9 protein-coding genes and 1 riboswitch are annotated in these 11,557 nt (G+C 43.0%); all 9 genes read right to left on the bottom strand.

Features of this window, described 5'->3' with window-relative positions; all coding sequences use genetic code 11:
- Positions 1-575: 575 nt before the first annotated feature.
- A complete protein-coding gene (locus DWY07_RS12155; protein ID WP_226801067.1) occupies positions 576-1,544 on the bottom strand; it encodes a 3D domain-containing protein in 969 nt (322 codons plus the stop codon).
- Positions 1,545-2,035: 491 nt separating this feature from the next.
- A complete protein-coding gene (dusB, locus tag DWY07_RS12150; protein WP_117823378.1) occupies positions 2,036-2,989 on the bottom strand; it encodes a tRNA dihydrouridine synthase DusB in 954 nt (317 codons plus the stop codon).
- Positions 2,990-2,997: 8 nt separating this feature from the next.
- Positions 2,998-3,771 carry a type III pantothenate kinase gene (locus DWY07_RS12145; protein WP_021944847.1) on the bottom strand — a complete coding sequence of 258 codons (774 nt, stop codon included), beginning with the start codon at positions 3,769-3,771 and terminating at the stop codon, positions 2,998-3,000.
- Between the two features lie 9 nt (positions 3,772-3,780).
- A complete protein-coding gene (locus tag DWY07_RS12140; protein WP_008401359.1) occupies positions 3,781-4,107 on the bottom strand; it encodes a DUF6145 family protein in 327 nt (108 codons plus the stop codon).
- Positions 4,108-4,115: 8 nt separating this feature from the next.
- Positions 4,116-4,871 carry a 4-hydroxy-tetrahydrodipicolinate reductase gene (dapB, locus tag DWY07_RS12135; protein ID WP_021944846.1) on the bottom strand — a complete coding sequence of 252 codons (756 nt, stop codon included), beginning with the start codon at positions 4,869-4,871 and terminating at the stop codon, positions 4,116-4,118.
- 226 nt (positions 4,872-5,097) lie between these two features.
- Positions 5,098-5,982: a 4-hydroxy-tetrahydrodipicolinate synthase gene (dapA, locus tag DWY07_RS12130; protein WP_021944845.1), complete on the bottom strand. Its 885-nt coding sequence runs from the start codon at positions 5,980-5,982 to the stop codon at positions 5,098-5,100.
- 117 nt (positions 5,983-6,099) lie between these two features.
- Positions 6,100-6,274: riboswitch (Lysine riboswitch) on the bottom strand.
- 107 nt (positions 6,275-6,381) lie between these two features.
- Positions 6,382-7,011 carry a single-stranded DNA-binding protein gene (locus tag DWY07_RS12125; protein WP_242997360.1) on the bottom strand — a complete coding sequence of 210 codons (630 nt, stop codon included), beginning with the start codon at positions 7,009-7,011 and terminating at the stop codon, positions 6,382-6,384.
- Positions 7,012-7,118: 107 nt separating this feature from the next.
- Positions 7,119-7,925, bottom strand: a complete 807-nt coding sequence (gene rlmB / locus DWY07_RS12120; RefSeq protein ID WP_173788954.1) for a 23S rRNA (guanosine(2251)-2'-O)-methyltransferase RlmB — start codon at positions 7,923-7,925, stop codon at positions 7,119-7,121.
- Between the two features lie 77 nt (positions 7,926-8,002).
- The gene (locus DWY07_RS12115) at positions 8,003-11,554 is read right to left on the bottom strand and encodes a DNA polymerase III subunit alpha (RefSeq protein ID WP_117823374.1); all 3,552 of its coding nucleotides are present in this window, start codon (positions 11,552-11,554) and stop codon (positions 8,003-8,005) included.
- Positions 11,555-11,557: the final 3 nt, after the last annotated feature.

The following is an 11,557-nucleotide window of genomic DNA, read 5'->3' as shown; positions in this document are numbered from 1 at the left end:
TCTCCTTCCTTTTTCTCAAAAGCCGTTCCAGCAATACCCCACTCATCCATTACCTGTCTGCAACAGCTTTTTCTATAAATTCACAGTTAAATTAATTATACCAATAACTGCCAGATCCCACAATGAAAATTGCCTGCCTAATCTCACAAATATTCCCCTCTATTTTCGTACATACGGGACAAAATATAAGGTCCGGATACTTATCTGCGCGATGAATTCTGGCCGTCATATAGAAATATGTGCAAGCACAATTTCTGCATAACATGTATAACAGATAAAGCCCATGTATGGTAACAGTCTTCTATGATCGGGAATGACATTCATGTAGTTTCGTAATGAGATACACTCTAGCTGTCAGCACCAAGCCCTTGTCTGAACCCGCAGGGTGAGTTAGGGCGACTGCTGACAAATAGATGAGTGTATCGAATAGAAACGAAATGAGTCATAACCGATCATAGAAAACTGTTACCATACATGGGCTTTATCGTTGCCACACAGTGAGCAGGGCATGGTCTACTCGCTGCGCAAAAAAGGACAGAACCTTTTGGGTTCTGTCCCGCTCTGTCTATACTGAATTATTTAACATATACATCAACAGTTCTTCTTCCGTAGTTTAAAGCTGCCTGATGGCTTGAGAAGAAAATATCAATTCTGTTACCATGAATTGCACCACCTCTGTCCTCAACGACATATGTGTGCCCATCAATGATAAGCTCTGTACCAAATGCAAAACTGCTTGGTGCTGCAATGGTTCTTCCTTCTGTTGCATAAGTACCGCTGGCTGTAATTCCATCGGACTTACCACAGCAACGAGAACATCCACAATAAGCTGTTGTTGTGTATGTACCAAGATAAGTTCCTGGCTGGTAGCTGTCATCTTCTACAAGAATTGCACCTGCTGTTGCTTCCTCTGTAGCTTCTGTTGCTTCGATTCCTGTCTGCTGCTTCTTATCTGTAGCCTCTGTTGTATTCTTCTTTGATTTCTTACCGTTTGACTTTGCTAATTCTGTCTCTTCTGTAGTTGTTACTTCTGTGTCCTCTGTTGTTACCAGCTCGGTTGTAATATCTTCTGCAGTGATATCTGCGGAGGATGCTTCCTCTGTTGGTTCTTCAGCAGTCTCTTCTGTAACATCCTCTACGAGGTTTGCACTTGTTGTATCTTCCTTCTCAGCAAAAGCAAGCTCTGCTTCTGTAGCTATTGTGGCATCCTCTGTCGGTACTTCTTCTTTCTTTGCCAATGCAACTGCTTCTGTTACTTTTCCGGTCTTCTCAATCTTAGCTGATAACTCAGCGTCCTTGATCGACTTCTGTAAATCTGTGTATTCAATCTTAGAATATTCAACCTTAGTATCTTCAATTGCTGTAGATTCAAGCTGGGATACAGCTATCATTTTTGCATCGGAATGGAGTTTGGATTCATCGGATGCAAATGCGATCACAGATGCAACTCCAAGGGAAGTGGATACTACAGCAATACCTGCTCTTTTCAGATATTTCTTAAGATTCTCAGAAAACATCTGGCTGGAGCTTGAAAATTTCTTCATAATATTCTCTCCTTAATTTCTTTTCGGTTTCGAAATTGTTACAAAAAGATTAACTCTTGTTTGTATCGTTATTATAATGCCTGACAATCAAAAGGTCAAGCAAACCAGCCATTTTTATCAATTATGTCGTAGCTACAAAATCTTTCATCATTATTTCGTGGTATTTATAACCAATTTGTGCATTAATTAATTGTGTATATTGCACATTTTAGCATCTTAACAATTATGCAACAACTTAGCACATTGGACACTTCCACGAAGGTAATTTCTTAAATTTTAGCATCAAAAGTGCATTTTTTCTTAAAAAAAATAGAAATAATTTTGAATCACGCACGCATCCGGCTGCATATATTTCAAAATCATCTCTATTTGTTTCTATTATCCTTATTAATTATGTTAAAACATTTTCAAAACTGTATCATAACTGCATCTAAACGTATTATATTATAACTCCAAACAACGTCTGACACACCTGCGGATTCATACATGACTTAAAGCAGCATTCCATCTGTCCATGCATCAAGCAGTTCCACCATCTCGTCATAGTTCTCTACCTGATTGATCAGATTCCGAAGTCTGGAAGAATCATACATACCTGCCGAATACCATGCCACATGCTTCCGCATCTCATGGATTCCTGTAAATTCCCCTTTAAAATCAATCATCAGTCTGGCATGGCGAAGCATCGTCTCCTTCACCTGCTGCTTATCCGGTCTTGCCGGAATCTCTCCTGTCTCAAAGTATGTCTTTAATTCATGGAAGATCCATGGATTGCCACGCGCACCTCTTCCGATCATAAAGGCATCACAGTTGGTCTGCTCTTTCATCCGAATTACATCCTCCGGAGTCAGAATATCACCATTCCCGATCACAGGAATCTTCACAGCCGCTTTCACGTCTGCGATCACGCCCCAGTCTGCATGTCCGTGATAATACTGTTCTCTGGTCCTGCCATGAACAGCCACAGCAGCCGCACCGCTTTCCTCTGCTATATGTGCAATCTCCGGCGCGTTAATATGCCCACTGTCAAAGCCGCTGCGGATCTTGATCGTGATTGGCAGCTTACACGCTTTTGTCATTGCCGACACGATCTTTCCTATTAGCAACGGATCCTTCATCAGTGCAGATCCCTCGCCGTTATTTACAATCTTTGGAACCGGACATCCCATATTCACATCGACAAATGCAAATCCACGGTCTTCGATCTTCCTCGCCATCTCTGCAAGCAGCTCCGGATCCGAACCAAACAGCTGCACACCGATCGGATCCTCTGCCGGCGATACCGCAAGAAGCGGTACTGTATTCTTATTATTATAATACAGTCCCTTTGCACTGATCATTTCCGTATATAAAATATCGCAGCCCTGTTCTTTCGCCAACAAACGAAATGGCTGGTCACACACCCCAGCCATTGGCGCCAAAACAAGTTTATTCGTAAAATCCATAAATACTCCTATGCCTGTTTTTGTTTATCCATAATAATTCGAAGACCATACAGTGTCAGATCCGGATCATAGGTATCGATGCAGTCGGTATTCTCATAAATCATCTTACCAAGTCCACCGGTCGCAACAACCTTCATATTATCAAAGCCGGATTCCTTCCGCATACGCTTTACAATGTATTCTGTCTGTCCGATATAGCCAAGACATACACCTGCCTGCATACTGGAGATCGTATCCTTACACAGTACCGTATCCGGCACCTTGATCTCAATTTCCGGCAGCTTCGCTGTTCCGCTCCATAATGCATTTGCACCCAGGCGAATACCCGGTGAAGTTACACCTGCTATAAATGAACCATCTCCATTTACCAGATCATATGTGGTTGCAGTTCCAAAATCGATCACCAGCACAGGTCCGCCATACATATGGTACGCTGCTACCGCATCTACGATACGGTCTGCACCAAGCTGTCTTGGATTTGGAATCGTAATATTAATACCTGTTTTTACCCCAGGCTCCACGATCAGAGGATCTAACTTAAAATATTTTCTTATTCCATTTGTCAGGGAATGCATCACATTTGGTACTACAGATGCAATAATAACTTCATCAATTACATCTAACGGAAGATTTCTCATTCGAAGCAATTCTCCCAAAAATACACCAAACTCATCTGAAGTTCTCGATATTCCCGTCGTCATACGGAATGTCTTCTCTAACTTTTCTCCGTCAAATAATCCCATCGTGATATTCGTATTTCCTACATCAATTGCAAATAGCATCTCTCACCTCTAATAGTCTTCCAGATAAAATACCTTATAAAACAATTCCAGACTGGAAAACAACTGCTGCTTGTCCTTCTGTAACTGCTTGATCTTCAACTCACATCCGATCTCATCATATAACAAATCCTCATCAAATGCTTCTGTTACAAGATTCAGGCTTCCCTCCTGGTCAAATTCAAGCCTCAGTATACCACCTACATCCTCTGTAAACAATACACACATGATTTTTAATTCTTTTTTTATTTCTTCCGGAAGTCCTTTAAACTCCTCATTCAGATAAAATTTCTGTTCGTACTTCGAACTAGCACATAATACAACCTTTTCTGGTTTCATTGTTTCTCCTATCCTATCACATCTGCCATATCATACATGCCTGCCGGTTTTCCTGCTAGGAATTTTGCGGCTTCTACTGCGCCCTTTGCAAATACTGACTTGGAATATGCTGTATGCTTGAACTCGATCACTTCATCGATTCCCGCAAAGATGACCTCATGTTCTCCAACAATCGTTCCGCCACGAACGGCTGAGATACCAAGCTCTTTCTTATCTCTCTTTTTTCTGACCTGACTTCTGTCGTAGACATATTCATATTCTCCGCCTCTTGCTTCATTAATAGAATCCGCAAGTGCTATCGCTGTTCCGGATGGTGCATCTACCTTCTGGTTATGATGCTTCTCAACGATCTCGATATCATAGCCTGCCGGTGCAAATACATTTGCGGCATCCTTTAACAGCTTCATCAAAGTGTTGATTCCAAGTGACATATTGGCTGACTTTAAGATTGCAACCTTTGCACTGCATTCTTTTACCTTTGCAAGCTGTTCATCACTTAAACCGGTTGTACAGAGAACTACCGGGATCTGTTTTTCCACACTGTAATCAAGAAGTGCATCCACTGCTACTGCTGCTGCAAAGTCAACGATTACATCTGCCGCCACATCACACTTTTTAATATCTGTAAATACCGGATATCCGTTATCTCTGTTATCTGCGATATCAATGCCTGCAACGATCTGTGCATTCGGATCATCCGCTACAAGTCCTGTGATCACCTGTCCCATCTTACCATTACATCCATGCATTATAATTCGAACCATTTTCTTTTCCTCCATTTATCCTGTGTTTTTCTCATTCTGCCGTAGCAGCCGCCAAATCTCTCATGCAGACATGAGCTTTGGCTGAGTACCCGCAAACTAAACAAAAATCCCGCAGAACCTGCGGGATTTTATATACTACAGACAGATTCCTGTATCCCTTCTGTCCATCTTTGTTTATATCATACAGCCTAATCCTCTACTGGATCATCTGTATTTTCTTTTTATTCTAAAGTAAGCCGTACGCTGTCATTGCGGCCTTTAACTTCTCTACATGTGCAGGTTCCATCTCTGTTAATGGCATTCTCATTGTTCCGCCGCATAAGCCCATAAGCTCAACTGCTTTCTTAACAGGAATTGGATTTACTTCACAGAACAGTGCCTCACACAAATCGATCGTCTTTAACTGGATATCAAGACTTCCCTTTACATCGCCGTCCATGAATTTCTTAACCATATCATGTACATCTCTTGGAGCAATATTTGCTGTTACAGAGATAACACCCTTTCCACCTAATGACAGGAGTGGTACTACCTGATCATCGTTACCGGAATAAATATCGATACAGCCATCTGCCAGTTTTGCAAGCTTAACTACCTGTGCGATATTACCGGACGCTTCCTTGATACCTACGATATTTGGTACAGTCTTTGCAAGTGTAACTGCTGTCTCCGGCTGAATGTTACATCCTGTACGGGATGGTACATTGTATAAGATAATTGGAATCTTTACAGAATTCGCAATAGCTGTAAAGTGTGCGATCAGACCATTCTGGGTTGCCTTGTTGTAATATGGTGTTACTAACAGTAATCCATCTACGCCATAGCTCTCTGCCTCTGTAGAAAGGTAAATAGCTGTTCCTGTACAATTAGAACCTGCACCTGCGATAACAGGGATTCTGTGATCTACATATTCTACACATGCCTTTATACATGCGAGATGTTCTTCATGTGATAATGTAGATGCTTCACCTGTTGTTCCACATACGATAATGGCATCTGTACCATTTGCAATATGGAATTCAACAAGCTCCTTCATCTTATCGAAATCAACCTCGCCATTCTCCTTAAATGGTGTTACTAACGCTACACCTGAACCTTCAAAAATTGACATAAATTTTTCCTCCTTAAAATCTAAAACCTGTAAATCCTCGTGGAATCAATTTTACTTCTTCTATACAGTATAAAAGGCCGGCACGCGAGCGCCGACCTTTAGAAATAATATACTTTCTGAAAAAGTAGCCCTCCATCTGTGACGATGACAGTCATACAGTTATTCGCTGCACAACCAGGTTACAGCCCTATGGATAACTGCTTCCTTCGGCGGTATCCCCTTTCAACACATATCATCTACCTCCATATATATCCATATATTTACTGATAAATACCGCGCCTCTACTGAATTTTCTTTTTTCCATTAGATAAAATTACTATATCATTCCTGTCTGTTTCTGTCAATATGTAACAACTTCTTTTCCCTGCCTGTTCATTGCTTTACCATCCCTTTGCCGTGCTACTCCAGACATTCCATTTTGCTGACAGATACCTCATAAGCCGTCTTGCTGATGATCTGGTCATTCCCGATCCGTTTCTGATATTCCCGGCTCTGGATCCTGCCCCAGACCGCAACATGCTCCCCTACCTTCAGCTTCCCTGCAAATCTTGCATTTCTGCCCCAGCAGATACATGGAATATAGTCACTCTTGCCATATGCCCGGTTAACTGCAAGCAGAATATCTGCAATCTCTCTTCCAAGTGGTGTCATACGGTACACCGGCTCCTTGCAGATATAACCATCCAGATAAATCTGATTTGGTTTGTTTTCCGCTTCGTCCTCCTCATCATCCAGTACCGATATCTCCCTGACAAATACCGATAAGATCAGACGGTTTCTCGTCTCCTCATGTTTGTTATAAGAACGGAACTGTCCTCTTGCAACCACCTTTTCCCCAATATGGGAATTTTCTACATCAAATAACCGGTCAGATACCATAAGTGGTATTACGTCATAGGTATCACTCAGTCTGGCAACAACAAGATCCACCATATAAAATCCCTCTCCGAAGATCTCATGACTGAACGTAAAGTCTGACGCGATCTCCCCCGCTACGATCACCTGGTTATTGTTTAATGTTTTTTCCATGCTTTTTCTCCCTTCTGGTATATCCCTTCGAATGTATACCATAAAATATATTCTTATATACCAGAAGATATGCTGCCTTTTTTTGTCTTGTTTTGTCTATTATCCGATCATTTTCGCTGCCTGTATGCTTCATATGCAAGAAGTGTCGCTGAAATTGCAGCATTTAAGGATTCCACCTGACCTGCCATCGGAATACGGATCAGGCGGTCAGCCTTTGCAGAAAGTTCATAGGTCAGACCGTTTCCTTCATTTCCAATCAGGAATGCATTGTTCTTTTCAAGTTTTCCCGCGTACAGATCCTGTCCGTCCAGATGCGCCCCATAGACAACAATTCCATGTTCCTTTAACCTGTCAACCGTACCCATGAGATCATCCACATAGACAAATGGCACCCGGAAGATCGTTCCCATTGTAGATCGTACCACCTTAGGATTGTATATATCACAGGAATCCCCTCCAATGATAATACCTGTAACGTCAGCAGCCTCTGCTGTCCGCACGATCGTACCCAGATTACCGGGATCCTGTATGGATTCCAGCACCAAAAAAGTGTTTCCCCCCTCATGTTTAGCCATCACAGAAATCAAATCATCCATCGTGTAATGATATCTATCCACGACAGCAAGAAGTCCCTGCGGGGTTTTCGTCTGTGACATCGACTGAAACACACTGTCTGATACAACAACCAGTCGTCCGTCCTGTTCTGTGATCCCTTTTACAGAAAGCTCCGCTTCATATTTTCTATATGCCGTTTCCGATACAAACACCTGCTTTACCCGGTCAACCGGAAGTTCCCGGAACATACGGCTTCCTTCTACTATAAATACCTGTTCTTCTTTGCGGAATGCCGCATTTTTATTTAACTTGTTGATATTCTTTATCTTAGGATTTGAATTTGCAGTAATGATCTCCATACCTGCATCCTCCTGTCATTTTCTTTTCCAGCAATCCTTCAGAATCTGCCATGTAAGCAATCCAGACACGACCGCTGCTATTTCTTCTTATTCGGACGAACGGTTACACGGCTGACACCATATTCCAGCTTCAGCCGGTCTACGATACCGGAAGCTCCGTCTACCATAAAGCCCCTTCCCATATTCTTGTATTGCTTTTCCTGTTTGATGAATATATATACCGGACAGTTTCCTTTATATTCTTCCAGGATTGACAGGAACTCTTTCTCCAGCTCATCATATTCTTTTCTATCATCAAAGCATACCCAGACCTGCAGATCACCCTCTATAAATTCCGGTTTTCCTGTATTTTCTCTGCGAGGCTTCTTCCTGCCACTGTTATTATAACGGCTGAAATCATTTCCTGCCGCCACTTCATCAAAGGTCAGGATCTCTTCCGCGATCAGCTTCGCGTCCTCCTCTGAAACCGTCGCCCGACCCTTTACAAAGATCTTATTATCTGTCGTCAGTTTCTCCCGGTAATCTTCATATTTCTTTGGAAATACAATGATCTCCGTCTGTCCGACCATGTCCTCCAACGTAACAAATGCCATGTTCTGATTGTTCTTTGTCAGCTTCACCGTAACACCTGCTACCATGCCGCCAAGAATACAGATACTCTGATCCGGAACTCTTGCCCGTCCTTCTTCCTCATCGATCATGAAATCCACCGATGAAAATGCCGTTTTCTCACTCATCAGTTTCTCATAATCAAGAAGCGGGTGGCCGGATATATAGATACCAAGCACAGATTTCTCAAGTGCCAGCTTCTCCTGCTCGTCATATTCCTCTACATCCGGAAATTTCGTCTTTGCCGCTTCTGCAAACTCACCGCCAAAAAATTCTGCAAATGACATCTGTCCTGCAGATGAATTTTTCCGCTCTTTATAGACTTCATCGATCATCATCGGATATGCCATCATCATCTGGCGTCTCTTCACACCAAAGCTGTCAAATGCACCTCCAAGGATCAATGCTTCTACCGTCTTCTTATTGGTCTCCTTCGGTGTCATACGAACCAGAAAGTCCTTCATGTCTTTATACGGTCCATTTGCCTCCCGTTCTTCTACAATCCGGTCTACTACTGCACTTCCGACACTCTTGATCCCTGACATGCCATATCGTATCGCACCCTTGGCTGCTGAGAAGCCGCTGTAGCCTTCATTGATATCCGGCGGCAGGATCTGGATTCCCATCTGGCGGCAGGACTGAATATAACCCGCCACCTTGGAACTGTTATCCTTTACTGATGACATCAGCGCCGCCATAAATTCAACCGGATAATAGCATTTTAAAAATGCTGTCTGATAGGCAACAACCGCATATGCTGCTGCATGAGATTTGTTAAATGCATATTTTGCAAAATCCGTCATATCATCGAAGATTTTATTTGCAGTTGCTTCCGGGATGCCTCTGGCGATACAGCCCGGCACTCCTAATTCTTCATTTCCATATACGAAATACTGGCGTTCCTTCGCCATGACATCTGCTTTCTTCTTTGACATGGCACGGCGCACCAGATCGCTTCGTCCTAGTGTATATCCGGCAAGCTTCATAACGATCTGCATAACCTGCTCCTGATATACAATACAGCCATAGGTTGGTTCCAGAATCTCCTGAAGCTCCGGCACGTCATAGGTAATCTTCTCCGGATGTTCCTTACCATTGATATAGTTTGGAATAAAATCCATAGGTCCCGGGCGGTACAGAGAGATTCCGGCTATGACATCTTCCAGACTCTGAGGCTTTAACTCCTTCATGAAGTTCTTCATACCGGAACTTTCAAGCTGGAAGATACCCTCTGTCTTACCTGACGTAATCAACTCGAATACCTTTTTATCATCATAATCGATATGATCGATATCAATATCAACGCCGGTCTCCTGCTTTATAAACTTTACTGCATCCTGAATAACGGTCAGAGTACGAAGTCCAAGAAAGTCCATTTTCAGAAGTCCTAATCGCTCGATCGTTGTCATTGTAAACTGGGTGATGATCGAATCATCACCGCCTCTTGCAAGCGGTACATATTCATCGATAGAATCTCTGCCGATCACGACCCCGGCCGCATGCATACCGGTATTTCTTGGAAGTCCCTCTAACTTTCTTGCCATATCGATCAACTGTTTGACATCTGCATTTTCCTCATACATCTCTTTCAGATCCTTGCTAACCTTCAGAGCTGTGTCAATATTCATGCCGATCTCCATCGGGATCGTCTTTGCTACCGCATCACAAAGTGCATATGGGAGATCCAGTGCGCGACCAACATCACGGATAACATTTCGTGCCGCCATCGTCTGGAAGGTTACGATCTGTACGACCTTTTCTTTTCCATATTTACGGACAACATAATCGATAACTTCCTGCCTTCTCTCGTAACAAAAATCCACGTCGATATCAGGCATGGATACACGCTCCGGGTTCAGGAATCGTTCAAACAGTAAGTTATAACGGATTGGATCAATATTTGTGATCTCAAGGCAATAGGCTACGATACTGCCTGCCGCAGATCCACGACCGGGTCCGACAGCAATCCCATGATCCTTTGCATATCTTATAAAGTCCGATACGATCAGAAAATAATCTACATATCCCATTTTCTTGATCGTATTGATCTCATAGGTCAGACGCTCCATCAACTCCGGTGTTACCGGGTTATAACGCTTCCTGATTCCCTCCATACAGAGCCTTTCCAGATACTCCTCGGCCGTCAGTCCATCCGGCACATCAAATTCCGGCACCTTCTGCTCGCCAAATACGATCTCTACATTACAACGGTCTGCAATCTTCTGTGTATTTGCAAGAGCCTCCTTCGCATAAGGGAAAAGCTCATACATTTCTTCCTTGGATTTCAGATAATACTGTCCACCTGTATAGCGCATACGATCTTCTTCATGTACCTTCCGGTTTGTCTGGATACACAGAAGGATATCGTGTGCCTCCCAATCCTCCGCAAGTATATAGTGAGAATCATTCGTTACGACCATCGGAATACCCAGCTCTTTGGACAACCGCATAACACCCGCATTTACCGTTGCCTGTTCTGCCAGCCCATGATCCTGCATCTCAAGGAAATAGTTGTTTTCTCCAAATATCTTCAAATGACGGAGTGCTGCCTCTTTCGCTCCTTCATAGTTATTCTTTCTTAAATTGACGGCAACCTCCCCCGCCAGACAGGCTGAAAGCGCGATAATGCCCTCATGGTATTGTTCCAGCACTTCCAGATCTACTCTTGGCTTATAATAAAAGCCCTCCGTAAATCCTCTGGATACGATCTTAGACAGGTTCTTATATCCCTGATTGTTCTCTGCGAGCAGCACCAGATGATAATATCGTTCCTCACCTCTGGTATTCTCACGGTCAAATCGTGACCCCGGACTGACATAGATCTCGCAGCCTATGATCGGCTTGATTCCCTCTGCCCTTGCTGCCTCATAAAAATCAATAACTCCATACATAACGCCATGATCGGTAATCGCAAGTGAATCATACCCCAGTTCCTTCGCACGCTTTACCAGACTCTTGATCTTCGCCGATCCATCCAGCAAGCTATATTCTGTATGCACATGTAAATGTGTAAAATCCATATT

This window comes from Clostridium sp. AF23-6LB, assembly GCF_003461085.1.
In the GTDB taxonomy this organism is placed as follows: Bacteria; Bacillota; Clostridia; order Lachnospirales; family Lachnospiraceae; genus Coprococcus; species Coprococcus ammoniilyticus.
Note: the sequence above shows the minus strand (reverse complement) of the source record. Positions and strands in the feature narration are given on the sequence as shown.

Coding starts and splice junctions, on each gene's coding strand:
- dapA (WP_021944845.1), bottom strand. CDS start 5,982: ATGTCAATTTTTGAAGGTTCAGGTGTAGCGTTAGTAACACCATTTAAG.
- dapB (WP_021944846.1), bottom strand. CDS start 4,871: ATGGTTCGAATTATAATGCATGGATGTAATGGTAAGATGGGACAGGTG.
- DWY07_RS12125 (WP_242997360.1), bottom strand. CDS start 7,011: ATGGAAAAAACATTAAACAATAACCAGGTGATCGTAGCGGGGGAGATC.
- dusB (WP_117823378.1), bottom strand. CDS start 2,989: ATGGATTTTACGAATAAACTTGTTTTGGCGCCAATGGCTGGGGTGTGT.
- DWY07_RS12145 (WP_021944847.1), bottom strand. CDS start 3,771: ATGCTATTTGCAATTGATGTAGGAAATACGAATATCACGATGGGATTA.
- DWY07_RS12140 (WP_008401359.1), bottom strand. CDS start 4,107: ATGAAACCAGAAAAGGTTGTATTATGTGCTAGTTCGAAGTACGAACAG.
- DWY07_RS12155 (WP_226801067.1), bottom strand. CDS start 1,544: ATGAAGAAATTTTCAAGCTCCAGCCAGATGTTTTCTGAGAATCTTAAG.
- DWY07_RS12115 (WP_117823374.1), bottom strand. CDS start 11,554: ATGGATTTTACACATTTACATGTGCATACAGAATATAGCTTGCTGGAT.
- rlmB (WP_173788954.1), bottom strand. CDS start 7,925: ATGGAGATCATTACTGCAAATTCAAATCCTAAGATAAAGAATATCAAC.